Source organism: Halococcus agarilyticus, assembly GCF_000334895.1.
GTDB classification, from domain to species: domain Archaea; phylum Halobacteriota; class Halobacteria; order Halobacteriales; family Halococcaceae; genus Halococcus; species Halococcus agarilyticus.
The window spans coordinates 114,545-133,282 of sequence record NZ_BAFM01000011.1 but is presented as its reverse complement, the minus strand read 5'-3'; the positions used below and the strand labels follow the sequence as shown (position 1 = coordinate 133,282).

The 18,738-nt window shown below is 66.6% G+C and carries 21 protein-coding genes and 1 pseudogene; 11 read left to right on the top strand and 11 right to left on the bottom strand.

Translation table 11 applies throughout. The features are described from left to right. A partial coding sequence (locus TX76_RS18345) for a hypothetical protein (protein WP_228842360.1) occupies nucleotides 1-312 on the top strand: 312 nt, incomplete at its 5' end. 42 nt (nucleotides 313-354) lie between these two features. After that, the gene (locus TX76_RS18340) at nucleotides 355-732 is read left to right on the top strand and encodes a hypothetical protein (protein ID WP_228842359.1); all 378 of its coding nucleotides are present in this window, start codon (nucleotides 355-357) and stop codon (nucleotides 730-732) included. On the opposite strand, the pseudogene TX76_RS18650 reads toward TX76_RS18340, so the two are convergent. Further along, a pseudogene (locus TX76_RS18650) lies at nucleotides 705-1,769 on the bottom strand (DapH/DapD/GlmU-related protein); the annotation flags it as partial. The gene TX76_RS18340 and the pseudogene TX76_RS18650 sit on opposite strands and share 28 nt — an antisense overlap. A 456-nt stretch (nucleotides 1,770-2,225) precedes the next feature. Here TX76_RS18650 and TX76_RS10615 point away from each other — a divergent pair. Next, on the top strand, nucleotides 2,226-3,746 hold the full coding sequence (locus tag TX76_RS10615; RefSeq protein ID WP_049902388.1) for an aldehyde dehydrogenase family protein: 1,521 nt from the start codon (nucleotides 2,226-2,228) through the stop codon (nucleotides 3,744-3,746). Between the two features lie 97 nt (nucleotides 3,747-3,843). Here the strand turns inward: TX76_RS10615 and TX76_RS17080 are convergent, their stop codons facing one another. After that, nucleotides 3,844-4,275: an HIT family protein gene (locus TX76_RS17080; RefSeq protein ID WP_079890803.1), complete on the bottom strand. Its 432-nt coding sequence runs from the start codon at nucleotides 4,273-4,275 to the stop codon at nucleotides 3,844-3,846. 316 nt (nucleotides 4,276-4,591) lie between these two features. Between TX76_RS17080 and TX76_RS10610 the strand changes: the two genes are divergently transcribed. Continuing rightward, the gene (locus TX76_RS10610; protein ID WP_049902386.1) at nucleotides 4,592-5,782 is read left to right on the top strand and encodes an inorganic phosphate transporter; all 1,191 of its coding nucleotides are present in this window, start codon (nucleotides 4,592-4,594) and stop codon (nucleotides 5,780-5,782) included. A gap of 38 nt (nucleotides 5,783-5,820) precedes the next feature. Here TX76_RS10610 and TX76_RS10605 read toward each other — a convergent pair whose 3' ends face one another. Beyond that, a complete protein-coding gene (locus tag TX76_RS10605; RefSeq protein WP_049902384.1) occupies nucleotides 5,821-6,492 on the bottom strand; it encodes an AIM24 family protein in 672 nt (223 codons plus the stop codon). Nucleotides 6,493-6,639: 147 nt separating this feature from the next. Between TX76_RS10605 and TX76_RS10600 the strand changes: the two genes are divergently transcribed. The 6 genes from TX76_RS10600 (at nucleotide 6,640) to TX76_RS10575 (ending at nucleotide 12,322) form a co-directional block, all read left to right on the top strand. After that, nucleotides 6,640-7,530 (top strand): pantoate kinase, encoded by an 891-nt coding sequence (locus TX76_RS10600; protein WP_079890802.1) that lies wholly within the window; start codon nucleotides 6,640-6,642, stop codon nucleotides 7,528-7,530. Between the two features lie 58 nt (nucleotides 7,531-7,588). Next, nucleotides 7,589-8,371, top strand: a complete 783-nt coding sequence (locus TX76_RS10595) for a 4-phosphopantoate--beta-alanine ligase (protein WP_049902383.1) — start codon at nucleotides 7,589-7,591, stop codon at nucleotides 8,369-8,371. A gap of 280 nt (nucleotides 8,372-8,651) precedes the next feature. Then, entirely contained in the window at nucleotides 8,652-9,794 is a 1,143-nt protein-coding gene (locus TX76_RS10590; RefSeq protein WP_228842358.1) for an ABC transporter substrate-binding protein, read from the top strand. After that, entirely contained in the window at nucleotides 9,791-10,642 is an 852-nt protein-coding gene (locus tag TX76_RS10585) for an ABC transporter permease (protein WP_049902382.1), read from the top strand. The genes TX76_RS10590 and TX76_RS10585 overlap by 4 nt, the downstream gene beginning before the upstream one ends. Before the next feature lie 22 nt (nucleotides 10,643-10,664). Then, nucleotides 10,665-11,567 (top strand): ABC transporter ATP-binding protein, encoded by a 903-nt coding sequence (locus TX76_RS10580; protein ID WP_049902381.1) that lies wholly within the window; start codon nucleotides 10,665-10,667, stop codon nucleotides 11,565-11,567. Then, nucleotides 11,567-12,322 carry an ABC transporter permease gene (locus tag TX76_RS10575; protein WP_049902379.1) on the top strand — a complete coding sequence of 252 codons (756 nt, stop codon included), beginning with the start codon at nucleotides 11,567-11,569 and terminating at the stop codon, nucleotides 12,320-12,322. The genes TX76_RS10580 and TX76_RS10575 overlap by 1 nt, the downstream gene beginning before the upstream one ends. A 50-nt stretch (nucleotides 12,323-12,372) precedes the next feature. On the opposite strand, the gene TX76_RS10570 is transcribed toward TX76_RS10575, so the two are convergent. Then, nucleotides 12,373-14,778, bottom strand: coding sequence for a DUF2298 domain-containing protein (locus tag TX76_RS10570; protein ID WP_049902377.1), 2,406 nt, complete (start codon nucleotides 14,776-14,778; stop codon nucleotides 12,373-12,375). Nucleotides 14,779-14,924: 146 nt separating this feature from the next. Here TX76_RS10570 and TX76_RS10565 point away from each other — a divergent pair, with 146 nt between their 5' ends. Then, a complete protein-coding gene (locus TX76_RS10565) occupies nucleotides 14,925-15,845 on the top strand; it encodes a sulfide-dependent adenosine diphosphate thiazole synthase (RefSeq protein ID WP_049902375.1) in 921 nt (306 codons plus the stop codon). A 265-nt stretch (nucleotides 15,846-16,110) separates the two neighbouring features. On the opposite strand, the gene TX76_RS10560 is transcribed toward TX76_RS10565, so the two are convergent. From TX76_RS10560 to TX76_RS10530, 7 genes are all read right to left on the bottom strand, one after another. Further along, nucleotides 16,111-16,353 carry a DUF3194 domain-containing protein gene (locus TX76_RS10560; RefSeq protein ID WP_049902373.1) on the bottom strand — a complete coding sequence of 81 codons (243 nt, stop codon included), beginning with the start codon at nucleotides 16,351-16,353 and terminating at the stop codon, nucleotides 16,111-16,113. Continuing rightward, nucleotides 16,354-16,761, bottom strand: coding sequence for a prefoldin subunit beta (locus TX76_RS10555; RefSeq protein WP_049902372.1), 408 nt, complete (start codon nucleotides 16,759-16,761; stop codon nucleotides 16,354-16,356). A gap of 149 nt (nucleotides 16,762-16,910) precedes the next feature. Continuing rightward, on the bottom strand, nucleotides 16,911-17,153 hold the full coding sequence (locus TX76_RS10550; protein ID WP_049902371.1) for a hypothetical protein: 243 nt from the start codon (nucleotides 17,151-17,153) through the stop codon (nucleotides 16,911-16,913). A 100-nt stretch (nucleotides 17,154-17,253) separates the two neighbouring features. After that, a complete protein-coding gene (locus TX76_RS10545) occupies nucleotides 17,254-17,529 on the bottom strand; it encodes a KEOPS complex subunit Pcc1 (RefSeq protein WP_049902370.1) in 276 nt (91 codons plus the stop codon). A gap of 1 nt (nucleotide 17,530) precedes the next feature. Beyond that, nucleotides 17,531-17,665: a DNA-directed RNA polymerase subunit P gene (locus TX76_RS10540; protein WP_005039198.1), complete on the bottom strand. Its 135-nt coding sequence runs from the start codon at nucleotides 17,663-17,665 to the stop codon at nucleotides 17,531-17,533. Next, entirely contained in the window at nucleotides 17,662-17,943 is a 282-nt protein-coding gene (locus TX76_RS10535) for a 50S ribosomal protein L37ae (RefSeq protein WP_049902367.1), read from the bottom strand. Before TX76_RS10535 ends, TX76_RS10540 begins: the two co-directional genes overlap by 4 nt. Before the next feature lie 54 nt (nucleotides 17,944-17,997). Beyond that, complete coding sequence (locus tag TX76_RS10530; protein ID WP_049902366.1) at nucleotides 17,998-18,723, bottom strand: DUF2103 domain-containing protein; 726 nt, start codon at nucleotides 18,721-18,723, stop codon at nucleotides 17,998-18,000. Nucleotides 18,724-18,738: the final 15 nt, after the last annotated feature.

The following is an 18,738-nucleotide window of genomic DNA, read 5'->3' as shown; positions in this document are numbered from 1 at the left end:
GTGGTTGTCGGAGTAGTGGTTTCGGTCGGTGGTATCGTCGTGGTTGTCGGAGTAGTGGTTTCGGTCGGTGGTATCGTCGTGGTTGTCGGAGTAGTGGTTTCGGTCGGTGGTATCGTCGTGGTTGTCGGAGTAGTGGTTTCGGTCGGTGGTATCGTCGTGGTTGTCGGAGTGGAAGTCGTTGTGGTGTCTGTCGTCGTCGGAGTCGGTGAGGCGGTAGTTGTTGGAGTCGTGCTGGTCGGACTCGGTGCTGTAGTGGGTGTTCCCGTTGGTTCCGTCGTTGAGGTCGTAGTGGTCGCCGGAGCAGTAGTTTGAGCGACCGTCGTAGTCGCCGTTGAGGTAGGTGTTTGTGTTTCCGTGGATTGGGTCGTCGTCTCGGTTGCCGTGTCTGTGGGCTGTTCCGTCGCCGGTGAAGCGGTTTCTGTTGCGGTGGCGGTGTTCGTGGTGGGGGATTCAGCCGTCGTGTCTGGCGGCGTAGTGGTCGTCGTTTCGGTTGCCGTCGGCGCTGGTTCGGTAGTCGTTGTCGCTGTTGGTTCCGGTTCGGCAGGCGACGTGGTAGGTGGTGACGAACTGCCGGGAACCGTCGGCATCGCCGGTGAGGTGGTTGGTGGAGTTGTCGGTTCCGAGGGAGTCACGCTGTCGTCGGTACCGGAGACGTCACTGTCGACAGTCGTGTTCGGAGGGATCGTCGCGCCGTCATCGATCGAGACGCCCGGACGGATCTTCACGTCCTGACCGATGATGACGTTCTGACCGATCGAGACACCGCTTCCGATCCGTGTTCCTGAACCGATCTGCGTGTTGTCGCCGATGGAAACGTCGCGATTCACGATGACGCCTGCACCGATGGTGACGCCCGAACCGATCGTAACGTTGCGCCCGATTGGGGTTCGATGACTAACACTCGTGCCGCTTGCGACAGTAGCGTTATCACCGACGACGACGCCAGGACCGAGCGTGACGTTCTTGCCGAAGGTGGCAGAGTTGCTAGCGACGGTAGTGCGATCAGTAGCGGTACCGTAGGCTTCGGGGAGATCAACCGAGAAAGTGTACGTACCTGGATCAAGAGTGCTGGATTCTGCATCGACAAACGTTTGGTCCGACTCGGTTTCCGGACTCCAGCCAGGACCAGGTTTTTGATAGCTCACGAGCGAGAGAGGGACATCGCTACATCCTTCTCGAATCGTGACTGTTGTCGTCGCTGTACCGTTTTTCACGGCGATCTCTTGACTTTCGACACAGTTCGAGCGGGTTTCGTTCGAAATAGAGAGGTTTCCGGAACCACGAGTCAGCGCGCGCTTGGTATCGCCGTGCGCGAACCGAATCAGCCTATCGTTCGTATAATACCCCTCACCGCCCCGAAGTTGTTTGATTGGAGAGCCAAAGACCAGATCTACCTGATAGAACGCCACAACCCGGTCAGTTTCTGAGACGGTTGAGACCGATGAACGGGTGCGAGAGTTATTCGAAGGATTAGATGTGCGGTTTGCGGAGCGTGTTTCCGAGGAATGTTCAGAGCCAGGTTTGGTTCGGCCCGCTTCAGAAGAAGTGTTCGTTGTATTCGAATCGGACTGCGTTATTGAGATACTCTCTCGATGACTGGTATCGGGGCCAGAATCGTTGAGCGATGTACTGAGTTGAGTTTCCCCTGAGGCAGTATCCGTTGTCGGTTGTATCTGCGAAGCCGGGGAAGCAAGTATCCCAGCTGGAACCGTCGACACAACGACTAACAATGAAATCGCAACTGCAAGACAGCGTTGTTTATGTATCATATGATGGTAGATTTGAATCAGCTACAAGATAAAACAACAGTTGTATCGGAAGCGTATGCCGGTAGATATATTGTTTTATAGCAGTTTGAAATATCGATTCGATGTAGATATGCGAGATCGAATATGATTATTATCAATCTTTAATTCGGAATATTTAGTTTTGATTTCGGATTGTGGTGTGGATGATGGTTGTGCGACAGATTTCTAACAGGATAGTATACGAAAGCGACCGAACACGTACTGGTCGTGTCGATAGCCATCGGAGCAATGACGATCGGAGTAGCGACGGCAATGCCCAGTGCGTCCGACACGAACGATGCAGACATACCAAGAAGTGAGTGGAAGAGGGCTGCTGGCTGCGACGTGAGTTCGAGCACTCTGGGCGTCATCGTGACGGGCAGCGTGGGAACGACTATCAGAACGGTTTTTCACGCTCCGGCAACTCTTGCGGGACGCATGTCTACCGACGCACGCACGCCCGAGGAGAGCCGCGACGAGATCAGGGAGCGCCACCGCGAGGCGCGCGAGGAACTCATCCCCGACGAACCCGCACAGCACTACATCGGCGGCGAGTTCGTCGCGAGCGCGTCGGGCGAGACCTTCGAGACCCGCGATCCCACGACGGGCGAGGTGCTCGCCGAGGCCCAGGCCGGGAACGAGGAGGACGTCGATCGGGCCGTCGAGGCCGCATGGGACGCCTACGAGACGGAGTGGTCCGAGGCCGACGCCACAAAGCGCCAGCGCGTGCTGAACGGGATCGCGGATCGAGTCGAGGAGCGCCGGAGCGAGTTGGCGAAAATCGAATCGCTCGACAACGGCAAACCCATCCGCGAGGCGCGCGCGGACGTCGCGTTGGTCGCCGATCAGTTTCGGTACTTCGCCGGCGCGGCCCGGACCCACAGCGGCGACACCATCCCCTCCGGATCGGGCAAATCGATCCAGACGATCCGCGAGCCCTACGGAGTCGTGGGCGCAGTCGTACCGTGGAACTTCCCGCTGCTGATCGCGACGTGGAAGCTCGCGCCCGCGCTCGCGGCGGGCAACACCATCGTGCTCAAACCCGCCGAACAGACGCCGCTCTCTGTGCTCGAACTCGTTCGGAAGATCGACGACGTGGTTCCGGACGGCGTCGTCAACGTCGTCACGGGCTACGGCGCTGAGGCGGGCGCGCCGCTCACCGGACACGAGGACGTTCGGAAGGTCTCCTTCACCGGGTCGACCGCCGTCGGCAAGGAGGTCATGAAGGCCGCCGCCGAGAACGTCTCGGACGTGACCCTCGAACTCGGCGGGAAGAGCCCCGTCGTGGTGTTCCCCGACGCCGACATCCAGCAGGCGGTCCGGGTGATGATGATCGCGATGTTCTACAACACCGGCGAGTGCTGTACCGCGGGCACCCGGCTGTTCGTCCACGAGGACGTCTACGAGGAGTTCATGGAGGCGTTCGTCGAGAGCGCCGAGGGGCTCCAGATGGGCGACCCGCTCTCGAAGGACACTCGCCTCGGCCCGAAGGTCTCCGAGGAGCAGGTCGAGCGCACGCTCTCGTACATCGAACAGGCCCGCGAGGACGGCGCGCGGATCGTGACTGGTGGGGGCCAACCCGAGAGCGACGCGCTCGCGGACGGCTGTTTCGTCGTCCCCACCGTCATCGACGACATCGATCACGACTCCCAACCTGTTCAGGAGGAGATCTTCGGCCCGGTCGAGGAGGTGTTCGCGTGGTCTGACTACGACGAGATGATCGAACGCGCCAACGACGTCGACTACGGCCTCGCGGCGGGCGTCATCACGAACGACCTCTCGAAGGCCAACCGCGCGGCCCGCGACATCGAGGCGGGCAACATCTGGGTCAACCAGTACAACGACTTCCCGGCGGGCCAGCCCTTCGGCGGGTACAAGCAGTCGGGGATCGGCCGCGAGCAGGCCGCAGACACCCTCGATCACTACTCCCAGACCAAGACGATCAACATGAACCTCTAAGCGGTTTTATAGGGGTCATCGGAGAGCTCCGTAGTTTTGCGCGAGTCCTCCCCAGCAGTTATGAGATCCAGTGTGCGAGATACAGGGCGCTTATCGGTCACGTATCCGAAGCCAATTCATCCCGAACCGTGGCGGCAACCTCCTGTTGGGACGTCTCGTCAACGCGTTCGCCACTCCATCCTAGGTCAAGAGCATCATCGTCTCCATATCGAGGAATGATGTGAATGTGGGCATGGGGTACGGGTACATCTTGATTCGCCGTGACGCCGTTCTCCTGGACGAGCGCGAAGCCATCGAGTTGGTAGGCCGATTCGAGCGCAACTGAAACGTGGTGAACGGTTTTGAATACCCTTCCGGCGAGAGATTCTGGCATGTCGGTTGTGGTTTCGTAGTGGGTTTTGGGAATAACGAGCGTATGCCCCCGAGTCGCAGGTTCAATATCAAGAAAGGCAAGCGAACGCTCGTCCTCGTACAGTCGATATGCAGGCAAATCCTCAGCGATGATTGAGCAAAATACACAATCAGCCATAATAAATCAGTTTACTGCACCACCGATAATCCCACCGGTCGTCAGTACAACGCATTTCGTTCGTACAGCATACAGCCTCTACGTCTCGCACGTCGATTTCACAAGACAGAAATCTGTAATGTGAGGGCTCTGAAAAACAGTGCTAATCGCCATACAATCGTCGGTCGCTCCTTCGAACTTCGGCACGCCACGCGAGCGCCAGGAACAACAGTTTAACCGAGAGCGGTGTCGATACGATTCCATGACCGACGTGGACGCAAACGAGACACGCAGCGCGTCGACGACAGGCGCGTCCCACTGGAGGACGGCCTGACGGATGGTTGCGGCCGGAACGGCAGCCATCCTCGTCGTGGCGACCGTCGCAAGCCTGTTCATGGCGTGGACCATCGGTGCGGGATCGTCGGGATCGACGCCCTTTGCGCCCGCCGTGGGCGCACGCGCCATCTCGGTGATGCGAGCGGGCTTTCTCGTCGGCATCCTCGGCTTCCTCGGCGCGGTGCTCCAGGGCGCGAACGTCGCGGACGCCGTCGGCACGGGACTGGTCGGCGGGATCTCGCTCTCGCCGACGGCCTCGACGGTGCTCCTCCTGCTCGCGGCGGCGCTCGTCGCGGTCGGGATCTTCACCGGCTATCCGATCGCCACCGCGTTCACCGTGACGGGCGCGGTCGTCGGCGTCGGGCTGGGGCTCGGCGGCAGTCCCGTCTGGCCGAAGTACGCCGAGATCGGGACGCTGTGGGTGCTCACACCGTTCGTCGGCGGCGGTGTCGCGTACGTCACCGCACGGACGCTCCGCCACGAAGGGATTCCCGAGCGCTACACCGTCCCGGTTCTCGGCGCGATCGTCGGACTCATCGTCGCGAACGTCCCCTTCACCCTGCTCGGTTCGGGTTCCGGCGGGGCGTCGATCGCCGCCGTGATCGCGGGCGGTCTCCCGGTATCGACGGCGGTCGGGACGGGGCTCGTGTCGGTCGCCGTCGCCGGTCTCGTCGCCGGTGCGCTCGTCTGGGATCTCGGATCGGGCGTCGACAGCGCCGAACGCCACTTCCTGTTGGCGCTCGGCGGTCTCGTGGCGTTCTCGGCGGGCGGAAGCCAGGTCGGGCTCGCGGTCGGACCGCTGCTCGCCGCGTTTCAGGGAACCCACCTCCCGTTCACGGTGTCGGTGCTCGCGCTGCTGGTGTTCGGCGGGATCGGCCTGGTCGCCGGCTCGTGGATGGGCGCACCCCGGATGATCAAGGCGATCGCCCAGGACTACTCCTCGCTCGGTCCCCGGCGATCGATCGCGGCGCTCATCCCCTCCTTCGCGATCGCCCAGACCGCGGTCGTCTTCGGGATCCCGGTGTCGTTCAACGAGATCATCGTCAGCGCGGTCGTGGGCAGCGGCTTCGCGGCCGGCGGGGCCGGCGTCAGCCGCCGGAAGATGGGCTATACGGTGCTCGGGTGGGTCGGGTCGCTGGCGCTCGCGCTCGCGCTCGGCTACGGGACGATCACCCTCGTCGAACTGCTCTGAGCGCGGACGTCGCCGAACGGTCCTCGTGGTTGGAGGGACTACCGCTGCTGTGAGGGTGTCTCCTCGAACGGCTGGACGACGACGAACCCCTCCTCACCGGTAAAGTCGAGCTGGTAGGTCTCCTCGGAGGACTGGCCCACCACGTTCGAGAGGTTCCGCTCGACGTGGTTGCCCGGCGAGGCGGTTCCGCTCCACGCGACGGTGGCCTGGGGGTCGGTCCGGACGGGCGGAGTAAGAACGAGCGGATCGCCGTGCGTGGTGATGGCGACCGTTCCGGGGCCTTCGAGATAGACGTTGGTCAGCCCGCCGGCCGAGAAGCCCGCGATGGAGTCGATGGTGCGGATCTCGTACGTCACCGCGGACTCGAAGGCGAGCACGTCGTTGCCGTTGACCGAGAGCTCCTCGCCCTCATCGAGATCGACGATCTGGACGCGCTTTTCCCGATCCGCGAGGTAGAGGTGGCCGTCGCCCTCCGCCTCCATCACGGGCGCGCCCTCGCCCGTCGCCGCGTCCTTGAGGAAACCGGTGAGGCCGCCCTCCGCCGAGGCGCTCCCGGTGAAGGAGATCTCGCCGGTGTAGGCGATCATCGAGCCGGCCTTGGCGGTCACCGATCCGTCGAGGTCGATGTCGAGGAGCTTGCTGTTTTCGAGTTCGAACGTCTCGCCGTCTTCGGTGGGTTCGTTCGCGGTGACGAATTCGTCGAGTTGCATGGTAACTGAGCCGCGCGTGCGGCTCTCTCGTCGCGTACATCCCGTCAGTACAAAACACTGTTCCTCTCCCCGTCGGACTGACCCGTTCTCGGCCCCCGCCGCGCACCGAACGGGCGGCTTATCCCGGTCGCCGGCCGACTCGTCGATATGACGACGCCGGACGAGGAGCGAGACAAGCGCTCGGACGGCCCGATGCGAGCGTTCGTCCCCGGCCACGTCACCGGCTTCTTCAGCGTCCATCCACACGAGGACTCCCGGCGTTCGGGGTCGCGTGGTGCGGGGATCGCGCTCGCCGATGGCGTGACGGTCACGGTTGCGCCGTCGCCCGGCACGAGCGAGACGGCGATCACGCTCGACGGCGAGCCAGTGGAGATGGACGCCGTAACGCGCACGCTCGACACGCTCGGGGTCAGGGCGCACGTCGCGGTCGAGACCGCGCTCCCGGTGAGTGCGGGCTTCGGCGTCTCGGGCGGGGCGGCGCTCGGCGCGGCGCTCGCGGCGAACGCACGGTTCGACCTCGAACGCACCGAAAACGAACTCGTTGGAGCGGCTCACGCCGCCGAGGTCGACGCCGGGACGGGGTTGGGCGACGTGGTGGCGCAGGCGCGCGGCGGGGTGCCCCTCAGAGTGGAGCCGGGTGCGCCGCCGCACGGCGACCTCGACGGGATCCCGGTCCGGGCGAACCGGCGGATCGAGTACGTCTCCTTCGACGGGCGCTCGACCGAGGCGGTCCTCGGCGGCGACACCGACGGGCTCTCCACGGCGGGCGAGCGCGCGCTCGCCGCGCTCCGGGAGGCACCGACGCTCGAACGCGTGATGAAAGTCTCGGCGACGTTCGCCCGCGAGGCCGGCCTGCTGACCGAGCGGGTCGACGACGCGATCGAGGCCGTCGAGGCGGCGGGCGGCGTGGCGTCGATGGCGATGCTCGGCGAGACGGTGTTCGCGCTCGACACCGGCCTCTCGGATGTGGGCTACGAGCCGACGACCTGTGGGATCCACCGACCGGGTGCGGGAGCTGTCGGACACGACGCCGGGTAGGGGTTCCCCACCGACGCCAACACGGGGTGCTTTTGTTTCGGAGCGGCCGAACGGCCGTATGAGCGAGGAGCCGCGGATCCCCGTCGCCCCCGCAGACGAGACCGAGATCCCGGAGTCACACCCCCGCCACGAGTCGCTGCTCGCGCGCCACCGGATCGAGGCCGGTGTCGAGAAGGGGATCACCTCCTTGCAGGGGCTCATCGCGCAGGGGCGCGGCGAGGCCTACGACTACTTGCTCGGCGAGCGCACCATCGAGAGCGCCGACGCGGCCGCCCGCGCCGCCGCCGCCCAGTTCCTGCTCGCCGATCATCCCGTGATCTCCGTGAACGGCAACGTCGCGGCGCTGTGTCCCGCGGCGGTGGTCGATCTCGCCGAAGCGACGGGCGCGGACATCGAGGTGAACCTCTTCAATCGCACCGACGAACGGATGGCGGCGATCGCCGAGCACCTCCGCGAGCACGGGGCGAGCGAGGTGAAGGGCCTGGCTGCCGACGCGCAGATTCCGGGGCTCGACCACGCCCGCGCGACGGTCGACGCCGACGGCATCCACGCCGCCGACGTGGTGCTCGTCCCCCTGGAGGACGGCGACCGCGCCGCGGCGCTCGATGAGATGGGGAAAACCGAGATCGTGATCGATCTCAACCCGCTCTCACGCTCGCCGCAGGTCGCCGACGTCCCGATCGTCGACAACCTCGTCCGCGCGATCCCGACCATCGCCGAACACGCACGCGAGCTTCGTGGTCGGTCCCGCGAGGAGCTCGAAACGGTCGTCGAGGGGTTCGACCCCGACGCGGCGCTCGACGCGGCCGAGCGGGCGGTCCGATCGAGCACGACCGACTGATCGCGGAACGAACGTCGACCATCCCGCCGTGAAACCGGTGCGCTGCGGAACGAACGGCGGACACTTTCATTCGCAGGCGACAGGCTCTCCCCCGAGACGGCCGTACACCGCAGTACCGATAGCTTGCGCTCGATGCGAGCGGTACGGATGCGTCGTGCGCGTCGATTCTTCGGTCCCCGTTCGATCGTCGATCGGGGTTCGTACTGTAGCGTGCGCCAATCAACGGGCGGTCGAACAGCAGCCAAAAGCGAATGATAATATGTTATCGAACGAGGCGACGATGAGTCCCTCACGCCGACGGTTCCTCCAGGCGTCGGCTGTCGGAGGAATCGGAACACTGACCGGGTGTCTCGGTGCCGCGTCCGGCACTGGGAAGACGCTGACGATGGGCTACCAGCCGTTCTCCGCACACGCGTGGGAGGCGCTCGTCATGAAACACAGCGACATCCCACAGAAGTACCTCCCCGAGGACTACTCGTTGGCGTGGCAGTCGGCGCTCCAGGGCGCGGTCGTCGGCAACCGGATGAGCGTCGGGAAGAACCAGGCGGGCTGGATGGGCGACATGCCGGCGCTGACCACCATCGCTCAGGACGAGACCCCGGCCAGTCTCGTCGGTCTCGCCAACTGGTCACGGGGCCAACAGTGTAACCTCCTGGTCGTGCCCCGCAACTCGGACATCCAGCAGACGTCGGACATCGCCGGCAAGACCGTCGGCGTCACGAAGGGGTCGTGTACCCACCGGTATCTGTTGCGGCTGCTCGAAGAGGAGGGGATCGACGTCACCATGGAGGACACCTCCATCTCGACCATCCTCGCGAACCTCCGCGAGGGGCGGATCGCGGCAGGGCTAGGCTGGGAGCCCTCGATCGCGAAGTCGGTGTTCCAGGACGAGTTGACGCGATACGTCTCGACCGGTGCGGAGTACGACGTGATTGACGCCGGCGGGATCCCGATGACCGACAGCCTGATCAACAACCACCGCGAGGCCGCGAAGGGAATTCTGAAAGCCGAGCTCGAAGCGACGCGGGTCCTCGCGACCGAGCACGAGCGAACCCTCGATCTGGTCGCCCAGGAAGCGGACCTCCGGTACTTCGATCGTTCGTCGCTCCGGTGGGGCGTCTACCGGGACCCGCCGATCGGCGAGAACGTGCAGCGACTGAAGTACGCGACCGACTATGAGCAGGCCGAGGAACCGGGGCGGCTGATGAAGGAGACCGGCCCGGAGTTCCTCACCCGTCAGGGAGCGCTCGAAGCCCCGCCGCCGGACGACCGGTACAAGCCGGAGATCCTCAACGAAGCGGCGGCGGAACTCGACGACGCGGTCGAGTGGTCGCCGCGATCGACCGGGAACGCGTCGGGCGGCGGCAACGCTTCGGGAACCACGAACGCCTCGGCTGGTGGCACCACGGGAGGGGGCGAATGAGCACGCGCTCGGCGACCGACCGGATCGGCGAGTGGTTCTCGGGGAGTCTCCCGTCGCCGACACGAGGGATGCGAAAGCTCCTCTCGCTCGTCGGCTTCCTCGGGGTCTGGTGGGTGTTCTACCAGTTCGGGGTGCTCAACTTCGAGCACTTCGTCAGCCCCGGGACGGCCCTCGTGGCGTTCGGCGAGGTGCTCGCCGGCCGGCCGCTGATCGAGGGCGGGGACACCATCTATCTCCACGCCGTCTACTCGACGGTGCGGGTGGCGCTTGGCGTCGGGGTCGCGGCGGTGCTCGCGATCCCGCTCGGCCTCGTCGTCGGCACGAGCCGGCGGTGGGAGAACCTGCTGTACCCCGCGCTCGAAGCGCTTCGACCGATCCCGCCGATCGCGTGGCTCCCGATCGCCATCATCGTCTTCCCGGCGATCGCACTCGGCTCGGTGTCGATCCCGCTGTCCGCGCTGTTCGTCGTGTTCGTCGGAGCGTTCTTCCCGATCTTCACGAACACCATCGAGGGCGCACGGAACGTCGAGGCGGAGTTCCGCCGGGCGGCCGAGAGCCTCGGCGCGTCCGCGACGAACGTCTTCCGGCACGTCGTGCTGCCGGCGACGCTGCCGTCGATCATCACCGGGCTCTCGCTCGGCGTCGGGCTCGGCTGGATCACGGTCGTCGCCGCCGAGCTCGTCACCGGCGGCCCCGGACTCGGCTACATCATCATCCGGGGGTCGCGACTGCGAAACAAGCAAACCATCGTCATCGGCATGCTCGCGGTCGGCGCGCTCGGGTACGCCTCCTCGGCGCTCGTCGCGGCGCTCGGTCGGCGGCTCACCCCGTGGTCCGACAGCGACTGAACACCCAACGGAACGATCACTCATGAGCGAACACGACACCAACGACGCACGCACCGGCGCGGACGAACAGCACACGAACCGCACGAACCGGTCGGAATCAGCCGGCGACGAGGAGTTCCGGTCGTGGACCGACTCCAGCGGGACGGGAACCGTCAACATCAAGGACATGTCGAAGGTGTACGGCACCGACGGCGGCGAGCTCACCGCGGTCGACGAGATGGACCTCCACATCGAGGCCGAGGAGTTCGTGACCGTGCTCGGTCCCTCGGGCTGTGGGAAGTCCACCGTAATGGAGTGTATCGCGGGCTACCTCGAACCAACCGAGGGCGAAGTGCTGGTCAACGGCGAGCCGGTCGACGGCCCCGATCCCTCTCGCGGGGTGGTCTTCCAAGAGAACCGGCTGTTCCCGTGGAAGACGATCAGCGAGAACGTCCGGTTCGGTCCCCAGATGCGCGACGCGGTCGACGAGAGCCGCGTCGAGACGCTGTTCGATCAGATGGGGCTGGAGGGGTTCGAGGAGTCGTACCCCCACGAGCTCTCGGGCGGGATGCAACAGCGCGCGGAGCTCGCCCGGCTGCTCGCGAACGATCCCGACATCATGCTGATGGACGAGCCGTTCAGCGGGCTCGACGCGATGACCAAGGAGCTGATGCAGGAGAAACTGCTCGACGTCTGGGAGGACGACGACCGGACTGTCCTTTTCATCACCCACGACGTCGAGGAGGCGATCCTGCTCGCGGATCGGGTGGTCGTGATGACCGCCCGCCCAGGGCAAGTGAAGGACGTCATCGACGTGGATCTCGACCGGCCGCGTGACACCGACGTGGTCACCACCGACCGCTTCAACGAACTCCAGCGCCGGGCCAGCGAGAGCATCCACGACGAGGCCGAACGCGCGATGGAGCAGGCGGAGGGGCGGGCCTGATGGAGTACGTCCGGCGCGTCGAGCAGTCGGTGTCGCTGCTGGCGGTGCTCGCGATCTGGGCCGTCGCGACCATGCTCGTCGCCACCGATCCGAGTCTCCCCACGCCCCCGGAAGTGGTCGTGGCGTTCGTCGACGCGGCGACGGGCCAGTACTTCTGGGGGGAGGTCGTCCGGAGCACGTTCCGGGTGTACCTCTCCTACGTGGTCGCCGCCGTCGTCGCGGTACCGCTGGGACTGTTGATCGGGCGCAGCGCGATCGCCGAGGACCTCCTCTTCCCGTCGCTCGAAGTTCTCCGGCCGATCCCGCCGATCGCGTGGTTCCCGGCGCTGACGATCATCCTGTTCAGCGCCGAGAACATCGTCCGGTTCATCATCTTCCTCGCCGCGTTCTTCCCGATCCTCCTCAACACGATCGAGGGGGTGCAGGGGATCGAAGAGGAGTTCTCACAGGCCGCCAGCTCGCTCGGAGCGTCCTCGTCGCAGACTCTGCGTCACGTCGTGCTCCCCGGAGCACTGCCCTCGATCTACACCGGCCTCGTCAACGCGATGGGGCTGGCGTGGGTCAGCCTCGTCGCGGCGGAGGTGCTGTCGAGCAGCGGCCTCGGCTACTTCATCTGGAACGCGTTCACCGCGGGCGAGTACCCGAACGTCATCGTCGGGATGATCGCGGTCGGCGTGCTGGGGTACGCCTCCTCGGTGCTGGTCCGGTGGCTCGGTGCCCGACAGCTGCCGTGGCTCCAGTCCGAAGCGGTCTGATCGCCCCGAAGACCGCGTTCGTACCGCTCGCTGCGGTCACCGGCCCTTCCTCACACCGAGGCGTTCCGGTCGCTCTCGGGTAGGCGACTCTCGTTTACGGCGTAGATCGTCACGTCGTCGGCCCGGAGCGCGACCGTCACGCCGCGGAGATCGGCGAAGGAGCGAACGTCGCCGTACCTGGCGCGCTCCGTGGGACCAACATAGATATACTCCACGTCGTAGGCGGCGAGCAGGTCGGCCCGCCAGTCGTCCGGCCCGAGGTAGATGGTGTTGACCGCGCGGGCGCGTTCGATGTACGCCGTCCGGTTGCGGTACTGGATCTCGTGGGAGACCCCGACGACCGTGGGAGCGCCCGTGAGGCTCGCCGCCGGGCTGGCGCTCCACGCGTACACCGCGAGGCCGGGTGCGGAGACGATCGTCGGCCGGCCGGAGCGGTCGTCGAGCCACCGGATCGCCGCGACCTGGCCCGGAATCTCCTCCTCGGCCGCGGCCAGACCGTCGAGCGTCCGCTCGTCCGGATCGGCGGTGGCGAAGTGACTCCCGAGCGCGACCACGCCGAACGTCCCTGTCGAGACGACGAGCACCGCGGCGAGCACCGCACCGACCTGCTGGCGGCGACGACGCCACGACCACTCGCCCCGTCCGCGGACGAGCCGCGGGAGGAGTACCCCAGTCGCGCTCGCCCAGAGGATCCACGTCGGCATGTAGGTCTTGACGACGGTGTTGAACCGGCTGCCGCCGCCCTCCCTGACGTAGACGAGTTCGGCGAGGAGCACGAGGCCGAGGCCGGCGACGACGAGCACGCCCGCGAAGCCGACCTCGCGATCGGTGGCGAGGAGATACCAGCCCACCGCGAGGAGCGGGCCGAACAGCGCGAACGGGACGAGCGTCGCCGGGGTGGACAGTACGAGGACGACGTACGCGAGCAGGGCGGCGATCGCGACCGGCGTCCTCACACGGTCGCGGAGCCCCGCGAACCACGCGGCGACGATCACCGCGAGGAACCCCCCGTGAACGAGGAGCGCCGAGCCGAGCGGGCTGCGTGCGGCGGCTTCGAGGACGACGAGAGGCGTGCTCGGGCGCGATCCCACCGGCCCGAGGAGGAAGGGGAGCGCGACGAGCACCCCGACGATCCCCACGACGACGGTGATCCCCACCGCCCCGATCGTTCGCGCGAGCGCGCCGCGCGCCGTGCTGTGGGCCGGGTCAGATGGCACGCCGACCAACCGATCGACGGTCGCGGCCCCGTCCGGCGGCAGCAGCGATCGCAGGTCCGCGTCGGCGAACGAAAGCGTGAGCCAGCACACGCCGAGCACGACCGGAAAGCTCCACGTGTTGACGATCGCCATGAACCCGCCGACGGCGGGGACCGCCCCGAACACCAGGCCACGCCGGCGGGCGAGCGCGGCCTCGGGCGTGCGGTAGTAGGCGTAACAGACGCCCGTCGCGACGACCAGAAACGGCGTGCTTAGGAGGTAGGGCCGGATGTCGCCACGCACGATCCCGAACAGCGGGAACGGGGTGTAGAGGTCGGGGAGGATCCGGCCGGCGGCCTTATAGTAGTAGTCCCGAGGGATCGGCTGGAGGATCCACTCGGGCACGAGCTGTGAGTGGGCTGCCGCGAGCGTCGTCGCGGCCCCCCCGCGGATCGCCGCCGGCAGCCGTCGCACCACGAGCCGGACCGCGGTCGAGGGATTGCTCGCACAGATCGTGAAGAACACCGCCGTCACGCCCGCGATCGCGCGCTCGCGGCGGGCTGACGGGCCGGTGGCTGCACGGCCGATGGTCAAGCGCGACCCGTCGGCCGAACCCGAGTCGCTCGCTCCGCGCTCACCCGCCCGCCAGGCCGGGCGGTCGCGGTCGCCGACCGCGATCGATCCCGCGAGTTCGTACGCCCCGGCCGCGAGCATCCCGAAAAAGCCCGCCATCGAGAGGTTAAACCCGAACCACGGGTGGGTGCCCGTGAGCCGGGTCAACAGCGACGCGACGAAGTGGCCGCCGTAGTAGTAGATCAGCGACTCCCCCGCGAACCAGAAGTCCTCCGGCGGCAGTCGGGGAGCGCGGTACAGCGACGTCAACAGGCCGAAATCGAGGAACTTCTCGCCGGCCGGCGTGATCCCCGGTTCGACCGACCGGACGGCCACGACCCCGAGGTAGACCAGCGTGAACACCACCAGGGCTTCGGCGGCCGCCCGACGATCGATCTCGACGCCCGCCCGCACCGCGAGCACCGCCGCGACCACGAGCGCCACGAGGCCAGCCCCGAGCGCCACCCACCCGAGCGCGAGGTGGCCGACCCAGAACGCGACGAGCGTCACGATCGTCAACGCGATGCCGAGCGAGAACCCCGCACCCCGGCCTGGAAGCGTCGAGCAGAGCCACGCGGCAACCGGCAGACCGAACAGCGCGAGGCCGACGACAGCCACCCACCAGGTCGCGACGAGACCGTACTCCATCTCTCTCAATCCAGACCGCAACCCCGCAATACGCTTTCGCCTGAGCGCCGCCGCGTCGATCGCCGTTCGAGCCGGTTCGGCCCCGACATCCCGGCCGAGCCGTGGCCGGAACGGTTTTGTATCCCAGCCGAATACCACCGAGTGGTATGGACGACTTCGACCAGTTCAGCGAGGTTGGCGAGGCGGACGTCACGCGCGCGATCGGCCAGGAGTGGACCGAGGAGTTCATGGACTTCTCGGACTCCGACGTCATCATCGTGGGCGGCGGCCCGTCGGGGCTGATGGCCGCGAAGGAGCTCGCCGAGCGCGGCGTGAAGACGATGGTCGTCGAGAAGAACAACTACCTCGGTGGTGGGTTCTGGCTCGGCGGCTTCCTGATGAACAAGGTCACGGTGCGCGACCCTGCCCAGCAGGTCCTCGAGGATCTCGATGTCGACTACAAGCAGTCGAAGGATAGCGAGGGTCTCCACGTCGCGAACGGCCCCGAGGCGTGCTCGGGACTGATCAAGGCGGCCTGTGACGCCGGCGCGAAGATGCAGAACATGACCGAGTTCACCGACATCGTGATCCGGGAGGATCATAGAGTGGGGGGGATCGTGATGAACTGGACGCCGGTCCACGCGCTGCCCCGCGAGATCACCTGCGTCGACCCGATCGCGGTCGAAGGAAAGCTCGTGATCGACGCCACCGGCCACGACGCGATGGCGGTGAAGAAACTCGACGAGCGCGGCGTTCTCGACGCGCCAGGCCTCGAAGACGAGGCGAGCGGGATGGACCAGACCGGCGACGACTCCTACGGCGCACCGGGTCACGACTCGCCGGGCCACGACTCGATGTGGGTCGGCAAGTCGGAGGACGCGGTGGTCGAGCACACCGGGCTCGTTCATCCGGGACTGATCGTGACCGGGATGGCGACCGCGACCACCTACGGCCTGCCGCGGATGGGACCCACCTTCGGGGCCATGCTGCTCTCCGGCAAGCGCGCCGCCCAGGCCGCGATCGACGAGCTCGAGGTCGACGCTGCCGACGTCGAGATGACGAGTCGGGCGACCCCCGCCGACGACTGAACCCCGAGCTGAAACTACCTGCGTTCTGATCTCGGTCGCTCGCGCGACATCGCCGGCGCTCTCGGCGACCGCTCCGCACAGCACCGCCGAAGCCCTCACTCCCTCCGGAAGAGCTTCGCTCTTCCGTGCCCTCGTTCGCCCTTCATCCGCCGGGCACGCCACCACACGGCGTGAGCCATCGGTCGAGCGCCGCGACCAGCGGCGAACGACCGCTCCACGCCGCCGGGCCGCAGCGCTGTCTGGCACACGGCCACGGCGGGGGTCGTCACTCCGTCGCGAACAGGTCGTCGACCGCCGACTCCGCCGCCGCGATCGCGCCCTCGACGACCGCCTCGGGGTCCGGATCGGCGTCGTCGGGCGGATTGAGGTAGACGTCGATATCGAGAACCCCGTCCTCGAACGTCACGGTGATGTCGAGATCGCGGACTGCCGATCGCCTGTACCGCGAAAAGATCATCCCCTCGGCGGCCTCGCTGGCCGTCCGTACCACTTCGTCCTCGGTCGGCATCTACCCGCCCGCACCGGGACCGCCGGGGCCCATGCCGCCGGCCGGGCCGGGACCGCCACCGCCGCCACCGCTCAGCATCTGCTGGAGCTCGCTCTGGAGGCTCTCGAACTCCTCCTGCACGCGCTCTTCCTGTTTTTCGAGGGTCTCGACGCGGACTTCGAGACTCGAAACCTTGTCGTCGAGGTCTTCCTCGGCCTCGTCGTAGTCGGTCTCGATCAGGAGTTCGCCGACCTCGCGGTACATCGTGGTGTCGCCGTCGATGTCGTCGAGCTCGTCGAGCGCGGTCTGGGACTCGGTGAGCTGAGTCTCGGCCTGCTGTTTCTGGGCGGCGACCTGCTGGGCGCTCTCCTGGAGGTCCTGAAGCTCCTCGATTTTCTCCTGTGCTTCCGGCGGTAGATTACCTTGCATACCCGTCACCTCGGCGGCAGGAGGGAAAAACCCCCGCTTTCGAACCGATCCCGTTGGCGTGATGCCCACCGAGTGCTGCGACGGCTCTCGACTCGTTTCGGCGCTTGCAGGAAAAATTCGTGTGTCCAAGGGCGGTCGCGACCGACCGGCTACAGGTTGCGAAGGCGGACCTCGTCGTCGTTGACGCTGTCCACATCGTCGTTTCGCAGCTCGTGTGAATCGTCGGAGTCGTCCCAGCTGAGCGCCGATTTGAGCTTGTCCGTGAGGCTCGAATCGTCGTCCGTTTCGACGACCCCCCGCCCATCTCGGGTGTCGGTGATGCTGCCAACACGGTTTCCCTCGTGGTCGACAACCGATTTGCCCCTGTCGTCGTCGGTGAGATCTCGTACCATTGCATCACACAGTATCCTGCCACACAGCAACTGTGTTGAGCCTGCGATTGCAGGCTGCCGGCCGGGCTGTCCGCGCTTCGGGCACGGTCGTTCGCCGTTTTCAGCGGTCGTTGGCGGTCGTTCGATCCGATCCGGCCGCCGCACACCGTTCGGCGACCGCCGTCAGCGAGAGCCACGTGTTCTGGCCCGCGCGGAGCGCGACGAGGTCCGCGGCCGCGATGCGGAGCCGGAGGTCGGCACCGTCGCGCGCGAGACTCGCCCGCGTGCGATCGCCCTCGATGTCGCCGATCTCTGGTCGGAGGCTCGCCTCGACGGTCGTCGCGCGCGCGGCGGAATCGTACTCGAACGTGAGAAGGGTCTCGTGGCGCTCGTCCACGCTACTCGACGTCGATCTCCTTGACGTCGCGGCTGCGCTCCTTCAGCAGCACGCGGTGCCCGCAGTACGGACACCGCACGCCACCGTAGTCGTCGAGTTCGACGTCGCGCTTGCACCGCGAGCACTTGTAGCTCATTCGTCCTCGCTACCCTCGTCGGCGAGCGCGGCCCGGATCGAGCGCTCGACGGTCCGCCCGCCGGGCGTCTCGGGCCGGTAGGCCCCACCGGCGAAGGCGTGGCCGCACTTGCCGCACTCCCAGATGCCCGTGTCGGTTCGATCGACGCTATCCTCGCCGCACTCGGGACAGCCGTGATCGTCGTTCATGTCGGCCTCGATCTCGGCGACGCGCCGGCGCGAGACGCGGCCGTAGCGTGCGCCGAACCGACCCGCACTCCCGACTTCCTGATTACCCATGGTGACGCCGCTACGGCGACGACCGAGTAAAACCCTTCGTGTTCGTTCGCGCGCTCACTCCCGGAGATCGGCGTCGGCGAGTCCACGATTGAGGTCCTCGCGTACCCGTTCGCCCTGGTCGCGGTCGGCGGCGGTCGTCACCACCTGCACCTCTTGCACGCTCGATCCGTCCCGGAGGAGGAGTCGGACGTTGCCATTGGTGTCGGCCCGGGTCGCCTTCGCGCGGACGCCCGTCCGCGACCCACGCCCGCCGGCGTCGATCGGTCCCGGGATCACCTTCTTCACGTGTGGGTGATCGGCCGCGACGCCGACCGTGTCTCGCCCCGTCCGGCCGCCGACGAGCGTCGAGTGACTCCCCCCGAACTTCTCGCGCGGCGGCGTCTCGACCACCGCGAGCGCGGGCTCGGCGGCGCGTTCGAGCACCGTCGCCACCGGGTCGTCGCCGGGATCGGCGATCCGCCGGCAGTCGTAGTGCAACTGTGCGCGCACCGCGCGGAGCACCTCGCGGTCGCCGGTGGCGTAGACGGCGTCGGGGCGTTTGCGGTGGACTTCGTCGGCGATCCGCCCGGCGAAGTTCCGGCGTTCGCGCGGTCGGTCCTCGCCGTCCTCCTCGATGGTCGTCACCGTCCACGTCCCGACGCGCTCGCCGTCGGCGAGGCTGGTGGCGGCCGCGCGCTCGCGCCCGCAGTCGAGCACGACGCACTCGACGCTCGCGGTCCGACAGGTCAGGCAGAAATCGCCCGCCCGGTCGAGTCGCGCGCCACACCGGCCACACTCCATGCGCGGGATTCGGCG